The sequence below is a fragment of the Streptomyces sp. NPDC002671 genome, from assembly GCF_053592475.1.
Genome location: NZ_JBSFVU010000021.1, coordinates 60,766 through 85,885 on the forward strand (window position 1 = coordinate 60,766; position 25,120 = coordinate 85,885).

Annotated in this window: 22 protein-coding genes; 10 read left to right on the forward strand and 12 right to left on the reverse strand. The window is 71.7% G+C overall.

The annotated features are described in order from the left end of the window. The first annotated feature begins 201 nt into the window (after nucleotides 1–201). Nucleotides 202–1,107: a metallophosphoesterase family protein gene (locus ACWD35_RS29305; protein WP_451354320.1), complete on the forward strand. Its 906-nt coding sequence runs from the start codon at nucleotides 202–204 to the stop codon at nucleotides 1,105–1,107. Further along, nucleotides 1,055–1,738: a 4'-phosphopantetheinyl transferase family protein gene (locus ACWD35_RS29310; RefSeq protein WP_451354321.1), complete on the forward strand. Its 684-nt coding sequence runs from the start codon at nucleotides 1,055–1,057 to the stop codon at nucleotides 1,736–1,738. Before ACWD35_RS29305 ends, ACWD35_RS29310 begins: the two co-directional genes overlap by 53 nt. 52 nt (nucleotides 1,739–1,790) lie before the next feature. Here ACWD35_RS29310 and ACWD35_RS29315 read toward each other — a convergent pair whose 3' ends face one another. The 3 genes from ACWD35_RS29315 to ACWD35_RS29325 all read right to left on the reverse strand — a co-directional run bounded on the left by ACWD35_RS29315 (nucleotide 1,791) and on the right by ACWD35_RS29325 (nucleotide 3,665). Then, nucleotides 1,791–2,018: a hypothetical protein gene (locus ACWD35_RS29315; RefSeq protein WP_451354322.1), complete on the reverse strand. Its 228-nt coding sequence runs from the start codon at nucleotides 2,016–2,018 to the stop codon at nucleotides 1,791–1,793. 391 nt (nucleotides 2,019–2,409) lie between these two features. Continuing rightward, nucleotides 2,410–2,979 carry a toxin-antitoxin system, toxin component gene (locus ACWD35_RS29320; RefSeq protein WP_451354323.1) on the reverse strand — a complete coding sequence of 190 codons (570 nt, stop codon included), beginning with the start codon at nucleotides 2,977–2,979 and terminating at the stop codon, nucleotides 2,410–2,412. A gap of 20 nt (nucleotides 2,980–2,999) precedes the next feature. Next, nucleotides 3,000–3,665, reverse strand: a complete 666-nt coding sequence (locus tag ACWD35_RS29325) for a helix-turn-helix domain-containing protein (protein ID WP_451354324.1) — start codon at nucleotides 3,663–3,665, stop codon at nucleotides 3,000–3,002. Between the two features lie 240 nt (nucleotides 3,666–3,905). Between ACWD35_RS29325 and ACWD35_RS29330 the strand changes: the two genes are divergently transcribed. From ACWD35_RS29330 to ACWD35_RS29340, 3 genes are all read left to right on the forward strand, one after another. Then, the gene (locus ACWD35_RS29330; protein WP_451354325.1) at nucleotides 3,906–4,580 is read left to right on the forward strand and encodes an MmyB family transcriptional regulator; all 675 of its coding nucleotides are present in this window, start codon (nucleotides 3,906–3,908) and stop codon (nucleotides 4,578–4,580) included. Between the two features lie 172 nt (nucleotides 4,581–4,752). After that, nucleotides 4,753–6,801, forward strand: coding sequence for a phosphocholine-specific phospholipase C (locus ACWD35_RS29335; RefSeq protein WP_451354326.1), 2,049 nt, complete (start codon nucleotides 4,753–4,755; stop codon nucleotides 6,799–6,801). A 66-nt stretch (nucleotides 6,802–6,867) separates the two neighbouring features. Beyond that, nucleotides 6,868–7,713 carry a phospholipid scramblase-related protein gene (locus ACWD35_RS29340; protein WP_451354327.1) on the forward strand — a complete coding sequence of 282 codons (846 nt, stop codon included), beginning with the start codon at nucleotides 6,868–6,870 and terminating at the stop codon, nucleotides 7,711–7,713. A 215-nt stretch (nucleotides 7,714–7,928) separates the two neighbouring features. Here ACWD35_RS29340 and ACWD35_RS29345 read toward each other — a convergent pair whose 3' ends face one another. Together ACWD35_RS29345 and ACWD35_RS29350 are read right to left on the reverse strand one after the other, a co-directional pair. Continuing rightward, nucleotides 7,929–8,879, reverse strand: a complete 951-nt coding sequence (locus tag ACWD35_RS29345) for a hypothetical protein (protein ID WP_451354328.1) — start codon at nucleotides 8,877–8,879, stop codon at nucleotides 7,929–7,931. Next, a complete protein-coding gene (locus tag ACWD35_RS29350; protein ID WP_451354329.1) occupies nucleotides 8,876–9,679 on the reverse strand; it encodes a phosphatase PAP2 family protein in 804 nt (267 codons plus the stop codon). Before ACWD35_RS29350 ends, ACWD35_RS29345 begins: the two co-directional genes overlap by 4 nt. Before the next feature lie 234 nt (nucleotides 9,680–9,913). Between ACWD35_RS29350 and ACWD35_RS29355 the strand changes: the two genes are divergently transcribed. Further along, nucleotides 9,914–10,528, forward strand: coding sequence for a TetR/AcrR family transcriptional regulator C-terminal ligand-binding domain-containing protein (locus tag ACWD35_RS29355; RefSeq protein WP_451354330.1), 615 nt, complete (start codon nucleotides 9,914–9,916; stop codon nucleotides 10,526–10,528). 133 nt (nucleotides 10,529–10,661) lie between these two features. On the opposite strand, the gene ACWD35_RS29360 is transcribed toward ACWD35_RS29355, so the two are convergent. Further along, nucleotides 10,662–11,726: a DUF2510 domain-containing protein gene (locus ACWD35_RS29360; protein WP_451354331.1), complete on the reverse strand. Its 1,065-nt coding sequence runs from the start codon at nucleotides 11,724–11,726 to the stop codon at nucleotides 10,662–10,664. Between the two features lie 344 nt (nucleotides 11,727–12,070). Between ACWD35_RS29360 and ACWD35_RS29365 the strand changes: the two genes are divergently transcribed. Further along, on the forward strand, nucleotides 12,071–14,776 hold the full coding sequence (locus ACWD35_RS29365; protein WP_451354332.1) for an ATP-binding protein: 2,706 nt from the start codon (nucleotides 12,071–12,073) through the stop codon (nucleotides 14,774–14,776). Between the two features lie 160 nt (nucleotides 14,777–14,936). On the opposite strand, the gene ACWD35_RS29370 is transcribed toward ACWD35_RS29365, so the two are convergent. After that, entirely contained in the window at nucleotides 14,937–16,007 is a 1,071-nt protein-coding gene (locus ACWD35_RS29370) for an ATP-dependent DNA ligase (protein WP_451354333.1), read from the reverse strand. A 94-nt stretch (nucleotides 16,008–16,101) separates the two neighbouring features. Between ACWD35_RS29370 and ligD the strand changes: the two genes are divergently transcribed. Next, a complete protein-coding gene (gene ligD / locus ACWD35_RS29375) occupies nucleotides 16,102–17,121 on the forward strand; it encodes a non-homologous end-joining DNA ligase (RefSeq protein ID WP_451354334.1) in 1,020 nt (339 codons plus the stop codon). 10 nt (nucleotides 17,122–17,131) lie between these two features. Here the strand turns inward: ligD and ACWD35_RS29380 are convergent, their stop codons facing one another. Continuing rightward, the gene (locus ACWD35_RS29380; RefSeq protein ID WP_451354335.1) at nucleotides 17,132–19,246 is read right to left on the reverse strand and encodes a HEAT repeat domain-containing protein; all 2,115 of its coding nucleotides are present in this window, start codon (nucleotides 19,244–19,246) and stop codon (nucleotides 17,132–17,134) included. A 167-nt stretch (nucleotides 19,247–19,413) separates the two neighbouring features. Here ACWD35_RS29380 and ACWD35_RS29385 point away from each other — a divergent pair, with 167 nt between their 5' ends. After that, on the forward strand, nucleotides 19,414–20,451 hold the full coding sequence (locus ACWD35_RS29385) for a LacI family DNA-binding transcriptional regulator (RefSeq protein ID WP_451354336.1): 1,038 nt from the start codon (nucleotides 19,414–19,416) through the stop codon (nucleotides 20,449–20,451). Between the two features lie 21 nt (nucleotides 20,452–20,472). On the opposite strand, the gene ACWD35_RS29390 is transcribed toward ACWD35_RS29385, so the two are convergent. Both ACWD35_RS29390 and ACWD35_RS29395 read right to left on the reverse strand, forming a co-directional pair. Further along, on the reverse strand, nucleotides 20,473–21,576 hold the full coding sequence (locus tag ACWD35_RS29390) for a baeRF2 domain-containing protein (protein WP_451354337.1): 1,104 nt from the start codon (nucleotides 21,574–21,576) through the stop codon (nucleotides 20,473–20,475). Nucleotides 21,577–21,717: 141 nt separating this feature from the next. Next, on the reverse strand, nucleotides 21,718–22,509 hold the full coding sequence (locus ACWD35_RS29395; RefSeq protein ID WP_451354338.1) for a VOC family protein: 792 nt from the start codon (nucleotides 22,507–22,509) through the stop codon (nucleotides 21,718–21,720). Between the two features lie 271 nt (nucleotides 22,510–22,780). Here ACWD35_RS29395 and ACWD35_RS29400 point away from each other — a divergent pair, with 271 nt between their 5' ends. Further along, nucleotides 22,781–23,026, forward strand: coding sequence for a WhiB family transcriptional regulator (locus ACWD35_RS29400; RefSeq protein WP_451354339.1), 246 nt, complete (start codon nucleotides 22,781–22,783; stop codon nucleotides 23,024–23,026). 40 nt (nucleotides 23,027–23,066) lie between these two features. Here ACWD35_RS29400 and ACWD35_RS29405 read toward each other — a convergent pair whose 3' ends face one another. Together ACWD35_RS29405 and ddaH are read right to left on the reverse strand one after the other, a co-directional pair. Then, nucleotides 23,067–24,041, reverse strand: coding sequence for an acyl-ACP desaturase (locus tag ACWD35_RS29405; RefSeq protein WP_451354340.1), 975 nt, complete (start codon nucleotides 24,039–24,041; stop codon nucleotides 23,067–23,069). Nucleotides 24,042–24,269: 228 nt separating this feature from the next. After that, entirely contained in the window at nucleotides 24,270–25,046 is a 777-nt protein-coding gene (gene ddaH, locus ACWD35_RS29410) for a dimethylargininase (RefSeq protein ID WP_451354341.1), read from the reverse strand. Nucleotides 25,047–25,120 lie beyond the last annotated feature (74 nt).

Below are 25,120 nucleotides of genomic sequence, written 5' to 3' on the forward strand. Positions count from 1 at the left end.
CCCTGTGCGAGGGGAGGTTGGGGCGCCGATGATGGGGCGATCATACGGCTTTCAAGAGACCCGCGTGCAACGCGTGTGTTACGGAATTCCCGGGGTGCGGCAACGCTTTCGATCGCCGCTCGACACGGCCTCGAATCCCCTTGCCCTGTTTGGGAACGTGTGTTCTTGTGGTGCGGACGACATGATCGAAAGGGGTGCGGGGTGGAGCCTGCGGCCGGGGCCGGACAGCTGTTGGCCATCAGTGACCTGCACATCACCTATCAGGAGAACCGCGCCCTCGTCGAGGAGCTGCGTCCCGGCACGGACGACGACTGGCTGATCGTCGCCGGTGACGTCGCCGACAGCGTCGCCGACATCCGCTGGACCCTCGCCACCCTCGCCGGCCGCTTCCGCAAGGTCCTGTGGACGCCCGGCAACCACGACCTGTGGACCCACCCGGCAGACCCGGTCACCCTCCGCGGCGTCGCCCGCTACGAACACCTGGTCGAAGTGTGCCGGGAACTGGGCGTGGTCACGCCCGAGGACCCGTACCCGGTGTGGCAGGGAGCGGGCGGCCCGGTCGCCGTCGCCCCGCTCTTCCTGGGGTACGACTACTCCTTCCTGCCGGCCGGCTGCGCCACCAAGGAAGAGGGCCTGGCCTACGCGCACGGCACCGGGATCGTCTGCAACGACGAGTACCTGCTGCACCCCGACCCCTACCCGACCCGCGAGGACTGGTGCCGGGCCCGGGTCGCCGAGACCGAGCGCAGGCTCGCCGAGCTGCCCGCGGATCTGCCGACCGTGCTGGCCAACCACTATCCGCTGGACCGGCACCCGATGGACGTGCTGTGGTACCCGGAGTTCGCCATGTGGTGCGGCACCGAGCTGACCGCCGACTGGCACCGCCGGTTCCGCGTCGCCACGATGGTCTACGGCCATCTGCACATCCGCCGCACCACCTGGCACGACGGAGTCCGCTTCGAAGAGGTCTCCGTGGGATACCCGCGAGAGTGGCGCAAGCGCCCCGGGCCCCCGGGACGACCGCGCCGCATCCTGCCGACGGAGGACGAAACCGGTGATCGAGGAACTGCTGCCCGCGTCGGTCGTGGCCGTGGCGGCACACCGTGACGACCCGCTGTGGGAGGACGCCCCGCTCTACCCGGAGGAGGAGGCGCTCGTAGCGCGCGCGGTGCCCAAGCGGCGCCGCGAGTTCGCCGCCGTACGTGCCTGCGCCCGGCGCGCCATGGAGAAGCTCGGCGTGCCCCCGCAGCCCGTCGTCAGCGGCGTGCGGGGCGCACCGCGCTGGCCCGCCGGGGTCATCGGCAGCATGACCCACAGCGACGGCTACTGCGCCGCCGCCCTGGTCCGCGCCACCGACCTGGCTTCCCTCGGCATCGACGCCGAACCGCACGGGCCGCTCCCGGAGGGCGTCGGCGACGCCGTGTTCCTGCCCGCCGAGGCCCAGCGGCTCGCCCGGCTCGCCGCGCAGTGGCCCGCCGTGCACTGGGACCGCATCCTGTTCAGCGCCAAGGAGTCCGTCTACAAGGCGTGGTTCCCGCTGACCGGCAAGTGGCTGGACTTCTCCGAGGCCGACATCACCCTGCACGCCGCTCCCGACGGCGCGCGCCACGGTACCCTGCGCGCCGAACTCCTCGTCCCCGGCCCCGAGGTCGGCGGCCGTCGGCTCCAGGCCTTCGACGGCCGGTGGGGCGTGCGCGACGGAGTGGTGACCACCACCGTCGTCGTCCCGCACTCCTGACGACGACGGCGTCGGCCCGGCGCACGCTCCCGCACGATCACCCGCGGCCGGCTCAGGCGGGCGGGCACCAGCCGCGCAGCAACCGGAAGAACTCCGCCTCGTTTCCCGCCAGCCCCGCCCGGTCCAGGGCCTGTTCGGCCTCGGCGAGCACGGCGGGCGGCACCACGACGGGCCGGCCGCCGTCCGGTGGCCCGTCGAAGGCTGCGCGCACGGTATGCAGCAGCCGCAGATAGGCCTGTACGGCGGCACGCTCACGGTCGGTCATTACGGCGGTGGGCATCGGTCGGCTCTCCCCGAGTCGGCGTCACGGTCACGCGCCCTGCGGCGCCGCGCGCCGCGTCGCACGGCGCACACCCTCAGCTTGCCGCCCACCACTGACAACGCCGTTGCGCGCTGCCCCGGTTCCCCCGCTCAGCGCAGGCGAAAACGCTCCCGCGCCCCCCGCGACCCCCGTGGGCGGCGCGAAGAAGGGCTGACGGAGTGCGACGTGCGCCCGGCGTACGCCGCCCGGCCACCGGCGCGGCTTCCACGGCACGGCGCGGGGCGGGGCGGGCCCGAATCCCGGCACCGGTCGTCGTCCACCGCGGAGGGCGTGCCGAACCTGCCGCTGCGCTGACCCCGCGGCCGTGGCGGCGACGGCAGCGTCGTACCGGCGTGCCGCCCGGCACGCATCAGCCCTGCGGCCCCGGATAGCCCAGTGACGCCTCGATGCGTCCGGCCACGTCGTCCCGCTGCACGCGCCCGCGCAGCGCCGAACCGGCCAGCCAGGTACGGCACTTGCTGGCCAGGAGCAGCCCGAAGGTCTCGGCCTGCCGCTCCTCGGCCTCGTCGTGGTTGGGACGGGTGCGGGCGGCCACGCCGCGCACCGCGGCCCGCAGCGCCGCCGGGTCGGTGTCGTCGCCCAGCAGCCGCGTGGCCACGCCGGCGCCGGCGTCGTCGACGTGATGGCCGTGGTGACCGGCGTGCAGATGCCACAGCTCGTGGCCGAGGATCACCAACTGGTGGTCGGGGGCGGTGCGTTCCTCCACCACGACCAGATCGCGGTCGGCCATGTCCAGCCACATTCCGCTGGCCGTGTCGGGCGGGAAGACGGCCGTACGGAAGAGGACCGGCCGGCCGCGGCGGTGACTCATCGCCTCGCACAGCGCGTCGTACAGCTCCTGCGGCGGCGCCGGTGCGGGCAGCTCCAGCCCGCCCACCAGCTCGCCGCACAGCCGGCGCATGTCCCTGCCGATGCCCACAGTTCTCCACCGATCCCGGATCACGACTCTGGCCGCTTGACGCTCTCCAGGAGCATGTCGAGCCACTCGGCGACCTTGTCCCGGTGCTGGTCGGTGGGGAGTTGAGCGGCCCGCCAGGCGATCCCGCGCACCCCGTGGTCCTGCAGCAGCCGTTCCAGCGGATCCGCGGCCGTGTCGGCGGCCTCGGCCACGGCCCGCTCGCGGTCGGCGAGCTTGTGCAGCAGCTCCTGCTCGGCGCGCTGCAGCGCACCCGCCAGCGCCTCGGGGTCCTCCGCCGTGAGGAAGCCGGCGTGCACGCGGAAGAACCGCTGCAATGCGTCGCAGTGTTCCATGGTGGGCCGCCGGTCGCCGTTGATGAGGGCTCCGGCCTGCTGCCGGGACATGCCCGCCCCGTCGGCGATCTCCTGCTGGGTGTACTTGCGGCCGTTCGGCTTCAGCCGGGTGCGGCGCAGCAGGTCGAGCCGCTGTACAAAGCGTGCCTGGACGTCCGGTTCACCTGCGGGCCGGCCGCTGAGCAGGGCCTTGACCACGGCCTCCGGGACACCGCAGGCGACGGAGAGCCGGCCGACGGCGAAGACCTCGGCGTGCGGCACACCGAGCCGGTCGGCGAGCGCGGCGACGCGGGCGACGACGGCCGAAAGCTCAGCGGTCCCCGTGGCGCCCGGATCCTCAAAGCCATCCGTCACCGACAGAACTCCTGTGTCTCTCAAGGGCTTCGGGTGCGTCCGTGGTTCTCACAAGCGGTTGTCGCGAACTTCCCGGAGAGTAGCGGGTGCCTCGAACTCACATCCAGGTGCCGCCACAACTGTGGCGAATTCCGGCCGTCAACAGGCATGAAATGCCACGATAGTTGACATGACTCTTGTCGGGGCAGCAGGATCGCATCGCCGCGTGAAGGCCGCAGAGGCAAGAGGGGTGACCTCCCGATGGCACATCAGGCAGGTGGGCAGCGGCCGGCGCCGCGGCCCGTCCCCGACGCCCGCGAGACCCATGCGTATCTCCAGGACTACGCTGCGCTGCTGGAGGCCGTCCCCTTCCCGTCGCTGATCGTCGACCACCGCTGGAACGTGGCGGCGGCCAACCGCGCTTTCGAGACACTCTTCCGCGGGATGCGCCCGCACCCGGGCGCCATGCCCACGGACAACTTCCTCCGGTTCGTCCTCTTCCATCCGGACGCCGGTGACGTCCTCGGCCAGCACGAGTGCGGCTGGTGCCTGCCGATGCTGGCCCACCTCAGGGCCGCCCTGGAGTGCTACGGCCACGACCACGAACTCCAGGCGATCCGGCGGGACATCGCCCAGGACCCGATCATGGAGGCGGCCTACCGGTGCGGCCTGCCGCACTGGATCCGCGCGGTCGGCGAAGGCGCCACGGACCTCGACGGAGCCGTCCGCCTGCTGTTCCCGCCCGACCCGGGGCGGGGTCCCACCGAATGCCGCATCGTGGACGAGACCACCAGGACGCTGCGGGAGCTCGGCCACCGGCGCCTGACGATGATCCCGCGCGACACCCGCCGCCCCGCCGCGCCCACCACTCGCCGCGCGCGCCGGTCCCGGGACGCGGGCGCACACCTGACGGTCGTCCCCGCAGCGGAGAGCTGACCGGCCGCAGGGTCGCGCCAACGCCATACATCAACCTCACTTGTACAGACAGCTTTCACATGGGCGCCTCCCGACCCTTCCCTGGCGTTTGTTGCTCTTGGAACACTCGCACCGCGCAGATTCACGCAAGTTCCAGACCATGCAGCTCGTCAGGATGAGAGGTCTCTCACACATGTCCGAAGTCAACCGGCGCAGGTTCCTGCAACTGGCGGGTGCGACCACGGCGTTCACGGCGCTGTCCAGCAGCATCCAGCGCGCCGCCGCCCTGCCCGCCCGCTACGCCACCGGCTCGGTGCAGGACGTCGAGCACATCGTCGTCCTCATGCAGGAGAACCGTTCCTTCGATCACTACTTCGGTTCGATGAACGGCGTCCGCGGCTACGGTGACCCGCGCCCGGTCACGCAGAACGGCAAGTCCGTCTGGAAGCAGTCCGACGGCACGAAGGACATCCTGCCCTTCCATCCCGACGCCGACGACCTGGGCATGGCCTTCATCCAGGACCTTCCGCACGGCTGGAACGATGGTCACTCCGCCTTCAACCAGGGCAAGTACGACAAATGGGTGCCCGCCAAGTCGTCGACGACGATGGCGTACCTGCAGCGCCCCGACATCCCGTTCCACTACGCGCTCGCCGACGCCTTCACCATCTGCGACGCCTACCACTGCTCGTTCATCGGCTCCACCGACCCCAACCGCTACTACATGTGGACCGGGTTCACCGGCAACGACGGCAAGGGCGGCGGGCCGGTCCTCGGCAACGACGAGAAGGGCTACGGCTGGACGACGTACCCCGAGCGCCTGGAGCAGGCCGGCATCTCCTGGAAGATCTACCAGGACGTCGGTGACGGCCTCGACGCGAACGGCGGCTGGGGCTGGATCAACGACGCCTACCGCGGCAACTACGGCGACAACTCGCTCCTCTACTTCAACCAGTACCGGGGCGCCAAGCCCGGCGACCCGCTGTACGACAAGGCCCGCACCGGCACCGACGCGCGCAAGGGCGAGGGCTTCTTCGACCAGCTGAAGGCCGACGTGCAGGCGGACAAGCTGCCGCAGGTCTCCTGGATCGTGGCCCCCGAGGCCTTCACCGAGCACCCCAACTGGCCCGCCAACTACGGCGCCTGGTACGTCTCCCAGGTGCTGGACGCGCTCACTTCGAACCCGGACGTGTGGGGCAAGACGGCGCTGTTCATCACCTACGACGAGAACGACGGCTTCTTCGACCACGTCATCCCGCCCTACCCGCCGGCCTCCGCCGCCCAGGGCAAGTCGACGGTCGACCCCACGCTCGACCTGTTCAAGGGCGACGCCGGCCACGTCGCCGGCCCCTACGGGCTCGGCCAGCGCGTGCCGATGCTCGTCATCTCCCCGTGGAGCAAGGGCGGTTACGTCTGCTCCGAGACCCTCGACCACACCTCCATCATCCGGTTCATAGAGAAGCGCTTCGGCGTGCAGGAGCCGAACATCTCGCCCTGGCGGCGCGCCATATGCGGCGACCTGACCAGCGCCTTCGACTTCTCCCGGCAGGATGCCGCGCCGGTCGCGCTGCCGTCCACCACGAGCTACCAGCCGCCGGACCACAACCGCCACCCCGACTACGTCCCCACCCCGCCCGCAATCCCCTCCCTGCCCAAGCAGGAGCGCGGAAGCCGCCCCACCCGGCCGCTCAAGTACGCGCCGATGGTGGACGGTTCGGCCGACACGAGGCAGGGCAGGTTCACGCTCACCTTCGGCTCCGGCGCGCAGGCGGGTGCCGCCTTCCTCGTCACGTCCAACAGCCGTACCGACGGCCCCTGGACGTACACCACCGAGGCCGGCAAGACCGTCTCCGACACCTGGAACTCGGTCTACTCCGGCGGCAATTACGACCTGACCGTGCACGGCCCGAACGGCTTCGTGCGCGTCTTCAAGGGCCGCAACCGGGTCGCCGGGCCCGAGGTCACCGCCCGGCACGCCGGCGACGACATCGAGCTCACCTTCACCAACAAGGGTTCCGGCACCGCGAAGCTGAAGCTGGCCGACGGCTACGGAGGCGGCCCCGTCGCCGTGACGGTGGCGCCCGGCGCGACCGTGCGCAAGACGGTTTCCCTCGCGGCGAGCAAGCGCTGGTACGACCTCACCGTCACCTCGGACGCCGACCCGGCCTACCTGCGCGGCTTCGCAGGTCACGTGGAGAACGGGCTTCCCGGCGTCAGCGACCCGGCGCTCATCACGGAGTGAACGGGCAATGAACACCGCTCCGTGCGGACTGGTCAGGTACCGGTCACATCAGGATAGTGTGCCTCGGTGACCACGCAATCAAACACTCCTGCAGGCTGGTACCCCGATCCGCACGGGGCGCCCCAGACGCTCCGGTACTGGGACGGCACGCAGTGGACCGAGCACACGAACCCGGCGCAGCAGGCCGCCGGGCAGGCTCCGCAGCAGGCCGCTCCGCAGCAGCACGCCGTTCCGCAGCAGCAGTCCGTCGACCCCAAGGTGCAGCGCCAGGTGCAGCAGCAGGCCGGGGTCGCGGCGCACGGCCCCGGTGGCGGCACCCTCTTCACCGAGCCCGTCCTGGTGGTGAACCAGAAGGCCAAGCTGATCGAGCTGACCAACGAGTACAAGGTCATGGATCAGAACGGCCGCGAGATCGGCTCGGTCACCGAGGTCGGCCAGGGCGCGCTGAGGAAGATCCTGCGCTTCCTCTCCAGCATCGACCAGTTCCTGACCCACAAGCTGGAGATCCGCGACGCCTACGGTCAGCCGGTGCTGATGCTGACCCGGCCCGCGAAGTTCTTCAAGTCCCGCGTCATCGTGACGCGTCCGGACGGTTCGCCGGTCGGTGAGATCGTCCAGAAGAACATGATCGGCAAGATCAACTTCGCGATGAACGCGAACGGCCAGCAGGTCGGCGCGATCAAGGCGGAGAACTGGCGGGCGTGGAACTTCGCCATCGTCGACCACGCGGACAACGAGGTCGCCCGGATCACCAAGACCTGGGAAGGCCTCGCCAAGACGCTGTTCACGACGGCGGACAACTACGTCCTGCAGATCCACTACCAGCTCCCCGAGCCGCTGCTGAGCCTCGTCGTGGCGACGGCGCTGACGGTCGACACCGCGCTGAAGCAGGACTCGCGCGGGCTGGGCTGAGCCGGGCGGTCCGGCGTATACGAGATACGGCACAAGGCATACGCCATACGGCAGATGCCCTACGCAATGCGGCAGCTGTCGTATGCAAAACGGCAGCTGTCGTATGCAAAACGGCAGCTGTCGTATGCAAAACGGCGGCCGACGCGTCCGATGGGACGGCGTCGGCCGCCGTTTTGCGGTATGCGGTCGACCGTCTTCTGTATGCAGTCGCCCGGCTACAGCGCGCTGAGGTGCCCCGGCTCCGCCTGCTTGGGTACCAGCACCGATTCCGTGGCCGCAGCTTCCGCCTCCAGTGCGAGGACCGCGGCGACCGGGTGCTCCTCGTGTTCGTCGGAGCGGTCGGGTTCCGGAGTCGAGCGGGTGAGCACGATCACGCCCCAGGAGGCGAGGCCGGCCCCGGCCAGCGCCAGCAGTATCCCGGCGGGGCCGCCCTGGAGGCCCTGGCCGAGCAGGGTCAGGCCGATGACCGCCGCGGCCACCGGGTTGGCCAGCGTCACCAGGGCCAGCGGGGCGCCCAGGCCCTCGCGGTAGGCGGTCTGGGAGAGCAGCAGCCCGCCGGTGGCGAACGCGGCGACGAGGACGGCGACCACGATCACCTCGACGCTCAGCACCGGACCGGAGCGGTCCGTGGCCGCCACGGTGACCGTCTGGGTGAGCGCGGAGGCGACGCCCGAGGCGAATCCGGAGGCGGTCGCGTGCCGCAGGCCCGGCCGGGCACCGGGCCGGGCGAGCAGGCCGACCAGTGTGGCGGTCGTACCGGCGACGGCCAGCGCCTCGGTCAGCGTGAGCGCCCGCTCGGGCGCCGGACCCGACGCGGAGACCAGCAGCGCGGCGAGACCGAGCAGCGTGAGCGCGGTCCCGCGCCACTCCGCGCTGGTCACCCGGCGGCCGGCCGCCCGCGCCCCCAGCGGCACGGCCGCCACCAGGGTGAGCGCGCCCAGCGGCTGCACCACGGTCAGCGGGCCGTACTTCAGGGCGATCACGTGCAGCAGCGCGGCGACGGCGTTCAGGCCGACCGCCGACCACCAGGCGCCGGTGGACAGCAGCCGTACCAGGCCGGCGTCGGCGTTGCGGGAGGCGAGGCGCTCCTGGGCGACGGCGGCGAGGGCGTAGGCGACGGCCGAGACCAGCGACAGGGCCACGGCGGCCAGGGTGGCGGCGCTCATCGGCCCGCTCCCGCCAGGGCGGGCTTGCGCGGAGTGAGCCGGCCGGTTCCGCGCTTCGTGGCGGGGCCGGGCGTCCGGTCCGGCGGGCGGATCACGGCGAGGGTCACGCCGAGCATGGCCGTGGCGACGATGGCGTCGAGCCAGTAGTGGTTCGCGGTGCCCACGATCACGATCAGGGTGATCAGCGGGTGCAGCAGCCACAGCCGGCGCCACCGCGACCGGGTGGCCGCCATCAGCCCGATCGCCACCATCAGGGCCCAGCCGAAGTGCAGCGACGGCATGGCCGCGAACTGGTTGGAGAGGTGGTCGCTGGACGGCGGGCCGTACACGGACGGGCCGTAGATCCGGGCGGTGTCCACCAGGCCGGTCCCGGTCAGCATCCGGGGCGGCGCCAGCGGGAACGTGAACGGCAGCACCAGGGCGGCGGCGGTGACCACGGCGAGGACCCGGCGGGCCCACAGGTAGTGCGCGGGGCGCCGCAGGTACATCCAGACCAGGAAGGCCAGCGTGGCCGGGAAGTGGACGGTCGCGTAGTAGGTGTTCGCCAGGCGGACGAGGGTGTGGCCGTGCAGCAGTGCGGACTGTATGGACGTCTCGTGGGGGAGGCGCAGGGTCCGTTCCAGGTCCCACACGCGGTGCGCGTTGTGGAATGCGCCCGCGGTATGGCCGGTGGCCAGCTGCCGGCCGAGCTTGTAGACGAGGAAGAGTCCGGCGACGAGCAGGAACTCGCGCAGCAGCGGCGGACGGGCTATCGCGTCCGGCGCCGCTTCTGCCTGTGCAGGCTCGGTTCGGGTGGTCATCCCCCGGCCCCTTCGCTGACGGTCGTGAAGTCATCGATACGTTTCCGTACCGATACGGCAGTGTACCGATACGGCCCAGTACCGGTACACTGGCGTATCGATTGATGTGCGACACACTGGAGTCGGGCGCCCGTCCTTGATGGATGGCAGTGGGCCGTACACGAGTAATGACAAACAGCAGCAGCCGGTTGTGACACACACGTGGCGTACACGAGCAGTGAGGGGAAGCAGCACATGACGTCGCAGGCCGCGGACGGACCGGAGTCGGTCGTCGCCTCGCGCCGCTCCAAGATCACGCCCGAGCGTGAGCGGGAGTTCTTCGACGCCGTGCTGGACCAGATCCGCGAGTGCGGGTACGAGTCCGTGACCATGGACGGCGTCGCCGCGACCACCCGGTGCAGCAAGTCCACGCTCTACCGGCAGTGGAAGACCAAGCCCCAGTTCGTCGCCGCCGCGCTGCGGGCCAGCAGCCGGGTGCGTATCGGCGGCATCGACACCGGCTCGCTGGCCGAGGACCTGCGGCAGGCCGCAGGCTGCGTGGGTGACTGGTCCGGCAAGGACACCCCGCTGCACCAGGCGCTCGCGCACGCGATGACGGTGGACCAGGAGCTGGCCCAGGCGCTGCGCGAGGCACTTGTCGAGCCCGAGATCGCGGCGCTCCAGGACATACTCAGGCGGGGCGTGGAGCGGGGCGAGGTCCCGGCCGGCCATCCCGCGCTGGAGTACATCCCCGCCATGATGTTCGGCGTCCTGCGCGTCCGGCCGGTCCTGTGCGGCCGGTACGCCGACTCCGACTACCTCGTCCGGTTCGTGGAGGCGGCCGTGCTGCCCGCGCTCGGACTGACCTGAGACTCAGGCCGCCGTTCACGGGATGACTGAACGGCGGCCTGCCCGCGCCGCACCGTGGGGACGGGGGCGGCGCGCACCCCGGCCGGGTGGGGCTCCTCTTGAGCGGAGGGGCGCCCCACCCGGCCGTCGTCCGTCACACGTTCTGGCCGTTGCCGCCGCCGGACGACACCTTGATGCCCCGGGTGATCTCGTCGATGACGGACACCTCGTGCCCGACGTCGACGCCGAAGCGGACCACGACGATCTGCCCGACGTCGTCGGGCGAGGGGAAGGCCAGCGACTCCACATAGCCGTCGGCGCCCTTGCTGGTGACCGCCTTCCAGCGCACCATGTAGCCCTTCAGTCCGGCCACCGTCACGGCCTTGGAGGCCAGCACCTGGTGCGAGGTGATGCCGCCGTACGTGATGCCGCCGTAGGACTGCTTGGCGTTGGCCGCGATGTCGTTCTTGGCGACCTGCTCCGGGGTTGCGCCGCTGATGTGCAGCGTCTTGGAGGACGCCGAGTACGCGCCGCCCGGCGTGCACGTCTTGGAGGGGGCGCCGGGGCACTTGTAGTGGCTGTCGGAGGACAGCGCCGCGCCGAAGGCGATCGGCTGCCCGCTCCAGCCCTGCGGCACGGGCAGGCTGATCCCGTTGAACGGGTCCGGGACCGTACCGCCGCCCTTGATCCTGGGTGCCTGAGGCCCACTCGGCGAGGGCGAGGCGCCGCCCGAACCTCCCGAGCCGCCCGGCCCTCCGGACCCACCGGGATCGCCGGACCCTCCGGAGCCGCCTGAGCTGCCCGAGCCTCCGCCGGACGCGCCGTCCTGGCCGCCCGGCCCCTGGTGCGAACCGGCGCGGTTCCCGCTGCCGCCGTCGTCCTTGGTCAGGGCGTACACCCCGACGCCGATGCTCGCCAGCACGGCCGCCGCCACGACCACGGCTATGCCGGTGCGCAGTCCACGGCGAGGCACGGCAGGAGGCGGCGCGGGATACGCCGGATAGCCGGGGTGCGCCCCGTACGCCGGGGGAGCGGGCTGTGCCGGGGGAGCGGGTTGCGCCGGGTAAGCCGGCTGCGGCGGGGGACCCCACGTGGCGGCGGCCCCGCTGGGGCGGGTCTGGTCCGTCCAGGCCGTGCCGTCCCACCAGCGCTCGGTGGGCGGACCGTCATTCGTCTGCCCGGGATCGGGGTACCACCCGGGAGGAGTCACCTGCGTCATGTCCCCACCGTATGAGGCATCGGTGCACGTGCGATGAGAGCATCCGCCGCCAATCCACTGGAACGGCACATTCCGCCCCAGGATTTTCCGTCACATCCCCGCAACGCCCGCCGCCGCACCTCCCCGACGCCCTCCGCGGGCCCGGCCGCGGATCACTCTTGATTCCAGGCCCCGCTGACGGACCGTCGGCCGCGCGGCGGCCGGTCCGGCCGTATACGCGTCGCCTGCCCGCACGCTCTTTCACCCGGCAGGGCAACAGCTGCCCGGACGGGCCACCACACACCCCACCGGAGGACTACGCTCGTGCTCTGTACGTCATTCGGGCGACCTGGGGAGGAATCGGGATGACGGAGGGACGGCCACCGGCGGACGCCTCGGCTTCCCTGTGGGAGCGGGACACGGAGATCGCGGCCGTCTCCCAGGCGCTCGACGTCCTGTGCGCCGATCAGTCGTCCGCGGGCAGCCTGCTGCTCCTGCGCGGCGAGGCCGGACTCGGCAAGACCGCGCTGCTGGCCGAGACGCGCCGCATCGCCGAACGCCGCGGCTGCACCGTCTGGTCCGCGCGCGGCGCCGAGACCCTGAAGTCCGTTCCGTTCAACGTCGTACGGCAGCTGCTCCAGCCCGCGCTCGTCTCCTTACTCCCCGAGGAGGCCCGCGAGTACCTCGGCGACTGGTACGACATCGCCGGCCCCGCGCTCGGCATAGCCGACCCCGGCGGGCGCAGCGCCGACCCCCAGTACGTGTGCGACGGCCTCGTCGCCGCCGTACGCCGGCTCGCCCGGCGGGAGTGGCCGCTGGTGCTGCTCGTCGACGACGCCCACTGGGCCGACCAGGAGACGCTGCGCTGGCTCGCCGCCTTCGTCGAACGCCTGGACGACCTCTCCGTGCTGGTCGTGGTCGCCCGCAGGCCCGGCGAGGTGCGCGGCGACAGTGCCCGCCACCTCGACACGGTGGCCGCGGCGGCGGGCGTCAGCAACCTCAGCGCCCTCACCCCGGCCGCCACCGCCGGACTCACCCGCACCACCCTCGGCCGGTACGCCGACGACCCGTTCTGCCGCGAGGTGTGGGCCGTCACCGGCGGCAACCCCTACGACACCGTCGAACTCCTCGCCAAAGTGCACGACAGCGAACTCCAGCCGGTCGAGGCGCAGGCCGCCGAACTCCGTGCCCTGAACCGGTCCGCGCGCGGCGGAGGGCTCGTCGACCGTCTCAAGGGACTCGGCCTGGAGGCCACCCAGTTCGCCTGGGCGGCTGCCATCCTCGGCACCGGGATCAGCGTCGACCTCGCCGCCCGGCTCGCCGGGCTGAGCCCCGAAGTGGCCCAGGACTGCGCGGAACTGCTCGGCACGGCCCGCATCCTCACCGAACCCACCGGTCCCACCGGTCCCACGGGCCCCACAGGCCCCACGGGCGCCGAACGGCGCACGGGCGAGCTGGAGTTCGTGCACCCGCTCATCGCGTCCGCCGTCTACAACTCCATCCCGCCCGGCATGCGAACCGCGATGCACGGCGTCGCCGCGCAGATCGTCACCGAGACGGGACGCGGCGCCGCCGAGGCCTCCCGGCATCTGCTCAAGGTCCACCCGGACGACGACGAGGAACTCGTCGAGCAGCTGCGCGAGGCCGCCCGCGAACACCTGGCCGTCGGCGCGCCCGACGCGGCCCGCCGCTGCCTGGAACGCGCCCTGCAGGAGCCGCCCCGCCCCGAGGTCCACGCGCACGTCCTGTACGAACTGGGCTGTGCCACGCTGCTGACCGCGCCCGCCGTCACCATCGACCACCTGCAGTTCGCGCTCGGTATGCCCGGGCTCGACGGCGACCGGCGCGTGGACGCCGTGGTCCGGCTGTCCCAGGCGCTGCTCCACAACGACCAGTTGGAGGAGGCCGTCCGCACGGTCGAGGCCGAGGCCGCCCGGCACGAGCCCGGACCCGTGCGGATGCGCTTGCGGGCCGTGCAGTTCATGTGGGAGGGCATCCACGGCGAGACCGTCTCCCCGGCCCGCTCCCAGCGCCTCGCGGAACTGGCCGCCACCTGCACCGGCCGCGACAACTCCGAACGCGCCCTGCTGATCCTGCGCGGCTTCGACGCGATGACGCACGGCGAGAGCGCCCAGGAAGTCCTCGAACTGTGCGACCACGCCCTCGTCAACGGCCGCCTCGCGCCCGGTCTCGGCTGGACCGACCAGGAATGGGGCATGGAGCTGCTGATGATGCTCGGCAGTTCGTACGCCTACGCCGACCGGCTCGACCGCGCCGAGAGCCTCTTCGCCGAAGCCCTGCGCGCCTACACCAGCGCCGGCTGGCGCGGCGGCCACCTTTCCCTGGCCAATGCCTTCCTCGGTCTCGCGTACCGCAGGCAGGGCCGGCTCCGCGACGCCGAGACCAATCTCCGCGAGGCCCTGAGCCTGGCCGAACGCGTCGGCCGCGGCCTGCCGTTGTACTGGTCGGCAACGTGCGGACTGGTCGACACCCTGCTCGCGCGCGGCCACGTCGACGAGGCCTGGGCGATCGCCGAGCAGTACGGCTTCGCCCCGCCCTACCCGTCCACCATCGTGCTGCCCGACATCCGTACCGTCCGCGGCCGGCTCCTGCTCGCCGTCGGCCGTACCGAAGACGGCATCAACGAACTGGAGGCCGCCGAGAAGACCGCGGTCTCCCGTGGCGGCCACAACCCCGTCCTCGCACCCTGGTCCATCGAGCTCGCCAAGGCCCTCGCCACCCAGGACCCGGCCCGGGCGGCCCGACTCGCGGCGGACGCCCGCCGCCAGGCCGAGCGGTTCGGCACCGACACCGCCATCGGCGAGGTCCTGCGCTGCGCCGCCGTCCTGGAGACGGGCCAGCGCGCGGTGCGCCTCTCCGCCCAGGCCGTCGCCTACCTGGAGGCCTCACCCTGCCAGTACGAACACGCGGCGGCCCGCGTCGAGTACGGCATCGCCGCCGGCTCGGTCGCCGAGATCAACCGGGGCCTGGTGCTGGCGCGTTCCTGCGGGGCGGACGGGCTGGTGGCCCAGGCGAGGGAGGCGCTGGAGACGGGACGGGGGCTGCGGTAGCGCATACGGTCGGCTGCATACAGCCGACAACAGCGGTATGGCGTCGACTGTATGCAGCCGACCGGCGGCCCCGGGAGGTATCCCCGAGGCGTCGCATTCCGGTCGCGCGCGTTCGGTGGGCCGAGTGGGTCGATGACGTGGCCCGGGCGATGGCGGGGGCTCAGCCCTTGGTGCCCAGGATCTCCGCGAGGTCGTACCGCACCGGCTCCTCCAACTGCGCGTACGTGCAGCTCTGCGGTGTGCGGTCCGGGCGCCAGCGGCGGAAGCGGGCCGTGTGCCGGAAGCGCTGCCCGTTCTCCATGTGGTCGTAGGCCACCTCGGCGACCCGTTCCGGCCGCAGCGGCACCCAGGACAGGTCCTTCTTGCCCGACCAGCGGCTCGGCGCACCCGGCAGCCGGGCGCTCTCGTGCGCGTTCGCGTCCGCCCAGGCCGCCCACGGATGCCCGGCCACGTCCTCCATACGCAGCGGCTCCAGCTCCTCGACCAGTTCGGCGCGCTTCTTCATGGAGAATGCGGCCGACACGCCCACATGCTGGAGCGCGCCCCGGTCGTCGTACAGGCCGAGCAGCAGCGAGCCCACGACCGGGCCGCTCTTGTGGAGGCGGTAGCCGGCGACGACGACATCGGCCGTGCGCTCGTGCTTGATCTTGAACATGGCCCGCTCGTCCTGGAGATAGTGCAGCGTGAGCGGCTTTGCCACGATCCCGTCCAGGCCGGCGCCCTCGTACTGCTCGAACCACCGCTCGGCCACCGCGATGTCGGTCGTCGCGGGCGCCAGATGGACCGGGGCCGTCACCCCGGCCAGGGCCCGGTCCAGCAGGGCCCGCCGGTCGGTCAGTGGCACGTCGAGCAGCGACTCGTCGTCCAGCGCCAGCAGGTCGAAGGCGACGAAGGAGGCCGGGGTCCGCTCGGCGAGTGTCCGCACCCGGGAGTCCGCCGGGTGGATCCGCTCGGTCAGCGCGTCGAAGTCCAGCCGCCCTTCCCGCGCGATCACGATCTCCCCGTCCAGCACGCACCGTCGGGGCAGCCGCTCCAGAAGCGCCGCCACCAGCTCGGGGAAGTACCTGGTCAGCGGCTTTCCGGTACGGCTGCCCAGCTCGACCTCCGTCCCGTCCCGGAACACGATCGAGCGGAACCCGTCCCACTTCGCCTCGTAGTGCATACCGGGCGGGATCCTCGCCACCGACTTGGCGAGCATCGGCTTCACGGGCGGCATCACGGGCAGATCCATGCGTCCGATTCTGCTCGCATACGACCGTCGACACCTACTTCTTCCTGCTTTCGCCCGGTATGCGAGGCGTGCGCGGTGCGCCTACCGTGGCCGCATGGGTGCTGCGGTGGAACTGGAGGTGGCCGGGCGGACCGTACGGCTGTCCAGCCCGGACAAGGTCTTCTTCCCGGAGCGCGGTTTCACCAAGCTGGACCTCGCCCAGTACTACGTCGCCGTCGGCCCCGGCATCCTGCGCGCCCTGCGCGAACGGCCCACCACCCTCCAGCGCTACCCGGACGGCGTCGAAGGCGAGTGGTTCTACCAGAAGCGCGCCCCCAAGGGCATGCCCGACTGGATCCCCACCGCGCACATCACCTTCCCCAGCGGGCGCAGCGCCGACGAGATGTGCCCCACCGAACAGGCCGCCGTGGTGTGGGCCGCGCAGTACGGCACGCTCACCTTCCACCCCTGGCCGGTGCGCGCCGCCGACGTCGACCACCCCGACGAACTCCGCATCGACCTCGACCCGCAGCCCGGCACCGACTACGCAGACGCCGTCCGCGCCGCCTTCGAACTGCGCGCCGTCCTGGACGAGTTCGGCGGACTGCGCGGCTGGCCCAAGACCTCCGGCGGACGTGGCCTGCACGTCTTCGTGCCCATCGAACCTCGCTGGACCTTCACTCAGGTCCGCCGCGCCGCGATCGCCGTCGGCCGGGAGCTGGCACGCCGGATGCCCGACCAGGTGACCGTCAAGTGGTGGAAGGAGGAACGAGGGCGCCGTATCTTCTTGGATTACAATCAGACGGCACGCGACCGCACCATCGCCTCGGCCTACTCGGTACGGCCCCGCCCCCACGCGCCCGTCTCCGCGCCTCTGCGCTGGGAAGAGGTGGGAAGCGCCCACCCCCAGGACTTCGACCTCGCCACCATGCCGGCCCGCTTCGCCGAACTCGGCGACGTCCACGCCGACATGGACGACCACGCCTACTCCCTCGACGCCCTGCTGGAACTGGCCCGCCGCGACGAACACGACCACGGCCTGGGCGACCTGCCGTACCCGCCGGAGTACCCGAAGATGCCCGGCGAACCGAAACGCGTCCAGCCGAGTCGGGCCCGCCGCGAGCAGACGCCCTGACTCCCCGGTCTCAGCGCACGGGGGCGTCGATCCGCTCGCCGAATCCGGCCAGCACGCGCCGGCAGTCGGTGAGCAGGGCGACGTCGGCGGCGACGTTGTAGCGCATGTTGCCTCGGGAGTCGTCGTTGTTGTGGCGGCGGGACGAGGCCAGTTCGCTGCGTATCAGCGGCAGCGCCGGTGCGGCCGTCGGGCCCAAGCCCACCAGGCAGGCGGCGATGGCGGGGCGTTGCGCCGGAGTGACCGACCACTCGTTCAGGAGCACGGGGAGTACCTCGTCCGTCTCTCCGGTGACCTGCCACAGGCCGATGGCCGCCCGGGCCGGGGTGTGGCCGTCTGCGATCATCTCGCGCAACCGGGGTGCGAGAGCGGCACCGGAGCGGCCCAGGGCCTCCGTCAGGTTGAGGGCGGCGTACCACTGGCTCCACGTCCGCGACCGCAGGCCTTCGCGGACGACGGGCAGCACGGCCTCCGCGTCGCCGGTCAGGGCCCACAGGGCGTGGGCGACATGGATGCGGTGCTCCTCGGAGAGAGCGCCGCCCTCCCACAATCGCAGCACCAGCGGGGTGGCTTCGGCGGCCTGCGGGCCGTAGGCGCACAGGGCGTGCAGGACCTCACGTGTCGTACGGAAGTGCTCGGTGTCGGCGAGGATGCGCGTCAGCAGGGGCAGCGACTCCGCGTGCCGGAGCGTGCCCAGGCACTCGATGAGGCCGTCCAGGTCCGCGGAGGGCGTGCGGTGGTCCAGCTCGGCGAGCCGATCGTGCAGCACCGGGCCCAGCGGGGCCGCCGCCTCCGGGCCGAGCGCCTCGATCCACCGGGGCAGCTTCTCGGGGATCTCGACCACTTCCAGGACGTGGGTGAGCGCCGGCACGATCCGGGCGTCGCCCTGCAGCGCCAGTACCTCGAACGCCATGCCGAGGGCCATGTCACGGAACGCCGTGCCGGGCTCCAGCGGGCGGCCCTCCCAGTCCTCGACGTACGCCACCAGTCCCTCGGACACGCGGTGTGCCGCCGGTGCCAGATACCGCAGTTCCGAGAGCGCCGCCTTCTGCAGTCGCAGATCGTCGTCGGCGAGCAGTCGGGCCAGCGCCAGCAGCGGCTCGTCGTCGGGAGCCCGCCATCCGGTGAGCAGCCGTCCCGCCATCTCGACGGCATGCCTGCGCTCGCGCGGGCTGGGGCTTTGCAACTGGCCGACGAGGAGCGGGAAGCGCACGTCGACGCGATCGCGCAAGTTTGTGTGCAGCTCTTCGAGCAGCTCCGCGGCGTCGTCCAGGTCGAGGCTGCGGCGATGCTCGGCGTGCAGCTCGCGCACGTGGGAGATCAGGGTGTCGGTACGCGGGCGTTCGGGGGCGGCGGGCGGCGGGCCCAGCTCGTCCGCCTCCCGGGCGAGCCGCATCATGTCCAGGGCGATCTCCGCGGTGTCCGGCGGCAGTTCGGCGGGCGCGCAGCGCGCCAGCAGGGTCAGTGCCGTCATCCGCAGCTGCGGATCGGGCGTGCCGGACACGAGTTCCTTCAGCACCTCGACCGCCTCGGTGCCCAGTTCGGCGGGGTGCCGCACGGCCAGTGCGCCCAGGGCGCGCGCCAGGGACCGGGTGGCCTCGGGGTCGGTCTCCGCGTGCGCGCGCTCGCACAGGGCCGCGAACACGCGCACCGGGTCCGGGTGCAGCCGCGCCAGCGCACCGGGCACGGCGGCTCGCACCCCGGGATCCGGATCCCCGAGCAGATCGAGGAAGACTCCGGCTCGCTCGCGGATCAGGTCACGCGCCACGAAGAAGTGCCGCAGCCACTCCTCGTGTTCGTCCTCGTCGAACTCGGTGAACTCCTCGGCCTCGTCCAGCTCATCGTCGTCCGACGCATGGGCGAAGCTGCACAGCAGCCCGATCACGGCACCCCGGTCGCCGACCGCCGGATTCGCGATCAGTTCGAACAGGAACGGGACACAGGCGACCGTGCTGTCGTACACGTCGCCCTGGTGGTGCACCGCGCCGTACATGCCGTCCAGGGCGATCTCCCGGCGCTCCGGGTCGTCCGACGCCAACTCCCACAGCAGCTCCGGCACATCGGTCGCCGAATCCGTGTAGGCATGCCCCATCGACGCCCAGTCGACGTCGTCGATCCCCCTGAACATCCTGTCCTCCCCGTGGTCCATGGCGCGCGTTCCGCCACTGATCACAGGATGCCGCACGCCACTGACAACGGGCCGGGCCTGTGGATTTCTCCGTGCGGGCCTGTGGATTTCCCCGTGCGGTTATCCTGACCGCCAGCCGCCGCTGAGGAGTCCCGAGGAGTCCCGCCGTGTCCGAGGCAGTGTCGCGTCCCACGCTGGAGGCCGTGGCCGCGCGGGCCGGGGTGTCCCGGGCGACCGTGTCGCGGGTCGTCAACGGCGGGGACGGGGTGCGGGAGTCCCTGGTGGAGCGGGTCCGGCGGGCCGTGGACGAACTCGGGTACGTCCCCAACCAGGCGGCACGCAGCCTCGTCACCAAGCGGCACGACGCCGTCGCCGTCGTCATCGCCGAACCCGAGACCCGCGTCTTCGCCGATCCCTTCTTCGCGCTGCAACTGCGCGGCATCAGCAAGGAACTGACGGCCCACGACAACCAGTTGGTGCTGCTGCTGACCGAGGGCCGGGACGACCACGCGCGCGTGGCCCGCTATCTCGCCGGCGGGCATGTGGACGGCGCGCTCGTCTTCTCCCTGCACCTGGACGACCCGCTGCCCGGCCTGATCCAGGACGCGGGCGTCCCCACCGTCTTCGGCGGGCGGCCCGGCTGGAGCGACGGCACCCGGGACGCGGTGTACGTCGACAGTGACAACCGGGGCGGCGCCCGGCAGGCCGTACGGCATCTCGTCGGGCTCGGGCGCAGACGGATCGCGCACATCACCGGCGCCCTGGACCAGACCTCGGCGGTGGACCGGCTCGACGGCTACCGGGATGTCGTCGGGGACGGTGATCCGCGACTCGTGGCCGAGAGCGACTTCACGCCGGCCGGCGGTGAGCGTGCCATGCGGGAACTCCTCGACCGCTGCCCGGACACGGACGCGGTGTTCGCCGCCAACGACCTCACGGCGCTCGGCGCGCTGCGCGTGCTGCGGGAGAGCGGCCGGCGGGTCCCCGAGGACGTGGCCGTGATCGGGTTCGACGACATGCTGCCGCTCGCGGAGCAGGCCGACCCGCCGCTGACCACGGTCCGTCAGGACATCGAGGAGATGGGCCGCCTGATGGCCCGCCTCCTGCTGCGTGGCGAGCCCACGGCCGACACGACGGACACCGCCGGCGGGGAGTCCGGCGGTGTGATCCTGCCGACCCTGCTGATACGACGTGCTTCTGCCTAGGCCCTGTCCGAAGTGCCGTGGTCACACCGGGGGTTCGGCTTCGGTGTAGCGGAGCAGTACGCCCACGCCCTCGTGCAGTCTCAACTGCCGCTCGGGTACGAGGACGAGTTCGGCCCGGGTGCCGACCAGGGCACGCGTGAGGACCGCGTCGGCACGCTCCTCGCGGACGTCCTCGATGCCGTAGGAGCGCAACTCATGTGCCGTGAGGGCGAGTTGGCTGGGTTCGGGGCCGCTCCACAGCCGGAGCCGCGACTCGGGGTGGTTGTTGAGGAACAGGGCTTTGACCTGGCTGCGTTGCAGGGCTGACACGGCCGCGGCGAGGCCCTCGGCCGACGCTCCGTCGTGGGCGCGCTGGGCGAGGAAGGCGGCCAGCAGGGACCGGTCGTGCGCGGCCATGCGCCCGCTGAAGAGGTCTTCGAGCCGGTGCTCCAGCAGCGCCCGGCGAGGCTCGGACTCACCGGCGCCCTCGACGGTGGTGACCTGCCCGCGCAGGGTGACGGGAAGCCGCCGGACGAGGATGCCGCGCGCCCACACGTCCCCGGCCACGACGACCGCCTCGGCGTTGATGCGCCGCGCGTGGCCCTCCAGCTCCTGGCCGATCACCTCGGCGGCGTTCAGCCAGTCGGTCACCGGGATCTCCTCCTCGAGGCGGTGTCCCGGTGCGACCTTGGTCAGGGGCCACACGCCGACCTCGGCCTCGATCCGCACGATGCCCGGGGCGTCCGTGGAGTGCCGGCCGCTGTAGTGGACGTACGCCGCAACATAAGGGATCCCGGGGGAGTGCTGGACGACCAGCGGCAAGGTGTCCGGCAGCGTGCCGAAGTGCGCGCGGTCCCGTGCGGGCGGGACGGGCAGCTCGTCCAGCAGGGCCAGCCGGCCGTGCGCGGTGAACACCGCCTGCCCATGGGTGCCGGGGACGTCGGTGTCGCGGCCCACGGCCGACGCCGCCGCGGTGAGGGAGTCCTGATCGGCGCCCTCGGACGCCAGGGCGTCCCGCAGGCGCCGCCAGCGCAGTTCTATGGCGGCGTCGGGATCCTCGATCAGGCTGTCGCGGGAGGTGTCCAGATAGACCGACGCGAAGGGACCCGGCTGCTTGTACAGGGGTTCGAGGAAGGAAAGTCGCATGCTCCACCCCGCATGTTCCAGCGAGCGGCAGGGTGCGGATGTCCGGGATCCGCCGCTCTGACCAGCCATGCCGCCCGGGTTCCCGGGACCGTTGCTGACAAACGGCCCCATCCGCCACCGGAGCGCCGCCGGGGACGGGGTTCAGCCCTGCGGGGCCTCGCTCTTGATCACCGCGAAGCGGATGCCGGAGGGGTCGGCGAGCCTGGCCATGCGGCCCACGCCCGCCAGCGTCGTCGCCGGCACCCAGACCGTTCCGCCGAGCTGCTGTGCCTTCGCCACCACGGCGTCCGTGTCCTCGACCTCGAAGTACGGCAGCCAGTACGGGCCGCCCTCCGCCTCCGCCGGGTCGTCGGCCAGCGGGACCATCCCGCCGAACATCGACTCGGCCCCGCCGCCGCCCGGGTTGACGCACGTGTACGTGCCGCCGGGGAAGGGCACCGCCGAGGTCTCCAGGCCGAGTACCCGCTGGTAGAAGGCGGCAGCCGCCGCGACGTCCGGCGTGTACAGCTCGACCCAGCACAGCGCGCCGGGCTCGTTCGCCGCGTCCACACCCTTGGTCCGGCCCGGCTGCCAGATCCCGAACCGCCCGCCGGCCTGGTCGGCGAGGAGGGCCATGTGTCCCTCGCCCATCACGTCCATGGGCTGGAACAGCACGCTCCCGTGGGCCTGTTCGGCCGCCTTGGCCGCGGCCTGCGCGTCCTCGCTCTGGAAGTACACCGTCCAGGCCCCAGGGCCCTGCTCGGGGCCGGTCTGCACACCGCCGGCCACCGTCCTGCCGTCCAGCTGGAAGAAGCCGTAACCGCCGGCGTCCGGTCCCGCCGACTGGAACTGCCAGCCGAAGAGGCCGCCGTAGAAGGTGCGGGCGCCGTCGATGTCGGGAGTGCCGATGTCGAGCCAGTTCGGGGCGCCGTTGACGAAACGGGTGGTGAGCATTCTCGCCCTCCTTGGAAGGGATCCCGTTCTCTGCACAGCCGAGTCTGGCACCGCCCACTGACAATCGCCGCCGGAGCACACCGCCCGCCGGAGCGGCGCCCGCCGTCACCCAGAGAAACCGGCCGCGTTCTCCCTGTTTTCACACGGTTCCGCGCGCCGCCGTGCGCGCTCGTGTTCCCGCGGTGGATGATCGGGGCGGCCGGAGGCCCTCAACGGCGCCGTTGATGCGGCGTTGATCGAACGTTTTTCGCCGCCCGGCAGGATCCTGGCCATGCACATCGACACGATCATCCCGGCCGACTCCGCCTGGCAGGCCCAGGCCCTGTGCGCGCAGACCGGGGCGGACTTCTTCTTCCCCGAGCCCGGCAGCTCGGTGCGCGAGGCGAAGCGCATCTGCGGCATGTGCGAGCTGCGCTCGGCCTGTCTGGATTACGCCCTGGCCAACGACGAACGCTTCGGCGTGTGGGGCGGCCTGTCCGAGAAGGAACGCCTCGCCCTCAGGCGCGCCTCGCACTGAGGCGCGCCCCGGGTCCGAGGCGCGCCGGGCTTGAAGGGCGTCAGGCGCCCGCGCGTGCCGCCATCCGGGCCTTGCGGGCGGCCAGCCGCTCGTCGAACTTCAGGGCCTCCGCGTCGAGGCCGCCCATGAACAGTCCCAGCTCCTCCTGGGCCTGGAGGCCCTCCGGCCCGAGGCCGTCGATGTCCATGACCTTCAGGTGGCGCAGCACCGGCTGCAGCACGTCGTCGTGGTGGATGCGCAGGTTGTACACCTCGCCGATGGCCATCTGCGCGGCGGCCCGCTCGAAGCCGGGGATGCCGTGGCCGGGCATGCGGAAGTTGACCACGACGTCCCGCACCGCCTGCATGGTGAGGTCGGGGGCGAGTTCGAAGGCGGCCTTCAGCAGGTTGCGGTAGAAGACCATGTGCAGGTTCTCGTCGGTCGCGATGCGGGACAGCATGCGGTCGCAGACCGGGTCGCCGGACTGGTGGCCGGTGTTGCGGTGCGAGATCCGGGTCGCCAGCTCCTGGAAGGCGACGTACGCGATCGAGTGGAGCATCGAGTGCCGGTTGTCGGACTCGAAGCCCTCGCTCATGTGCGACATCCGGAACTGCTCCAGCTTGTCCGGGTCCACCGCGCGCGAGGCGAGCAGGTAGTCGCGCATGACGATGCCGTGACGGCCCTCCTCGGCCGTCCAGCGGTGCACCCAGGTGCCCCAGGCGCCGTCGCGGCCGAAGAGCGTGGCGATCTCGTGGTGGTAGCTCGGCAGGTTGTCCTCGGTGAGCAGGTTGACCACGAGGGCGATGCGGCCGATCTCCGTCACCTTGGACTGGTCCTTGGCCCAGGCCTCCCCGTCCTCGAACAGGCCGGGGAAGTTGCGGGCGTCGCTCCACGGCACGTACTCGTGCGGCATCCAGTCCTTGGCGACCTTCAGATGCCGGTTCAGCTCCTTCTCGACCACTTCCTCCAGCGCGTACAGCAGCCGCGCGTCGGTCCAGACGGACGGGCTGCCGAGGTGAGGGGAGGTGATCGTCACAGGAACTCCAGGGGGACGCCGTGCTAAGGGGGAGCAAGGGGGTGGTCCGGCGAGCGGGGCCGGGAAACCTACGTGATCGTAGGCTACGAATCCGTAGGTTACGAAGCCGTAGGTTAAGGGTGTCGTAAAGATCGCTGATCAGGCCGGTCAAGCGAGGTGCCTGCGGGTATGCAGAACAGCCCCGGGACCCGCAGGTCCCGGGGCTGTACGGGCGACACGATCACCCGGTCAGGAGTACAACTCGCGCATGCGCACCGAGAGGCAGGTCACACACCCCTCCAGTTTCTCGAACTCACCGATGTCCACGGTGACCACCTCGTGGCCGAGGTCGGTCAGCAGCTCCGCCGTCTTCGGGGCGCTCGACGCCATCAGGAGCTTGTGACCGCCGAGCAGCACCACGTGCGCGCCGGACTCCTCCGGCACCGACAGGAACCCCGGGAACAGCGACGGCCGGTCGACCTTCGGGATGTGCCCGATGACCGTCCCGTCGGGCAGCGCGGTCACCGCCGACTTCAGGTGCAGCACCTTGCTCACCGGTACGGCCACCACGCGCGCGCCCAGCGGCTCGAACGCGGCCCGCACCTGCCGCACGCCCTCCGCGTTGGTGCGCCCGCCCCGGCCGACGTAGACGGTGTCGCCGACCTTCAGGACGTCACCGCCGTCGAGCGTGCCCGGCTCCCAGATCCAGTTCACCGAGCAGCCGAGGCTGGCCACCGCCTCCTCGACGCCGGCGGTCTCCGCCCGCCGGGACTGCGCGCCGGGCCGGGTGATCAGCGCGACGTTCTTGTACATGACGACGGTGTCCTCGACGAACACCGAGTCCGGGCAGTCGTCCTCCGGCTCGACCTCGATCGTCTGCCAGTCGTGCTCGCGCAGCGCCTCGACGTACGCCTCCCACTGCTCGACGGCGAGTTCGACGTCGACCTTCTCCCGCTCGATGTGCGTCACCAGGCCTTCGGCGAGGCGGGGGCCGGGGCGGCGGACGAGGGCCTTCTTGCTGGGCACGAGGGGCCTTTCGAATCGGTGGTACGGCCACGGCGCCCGTGTTGCGCCGCTGGTCCGCCATCATGCAGGGCGCC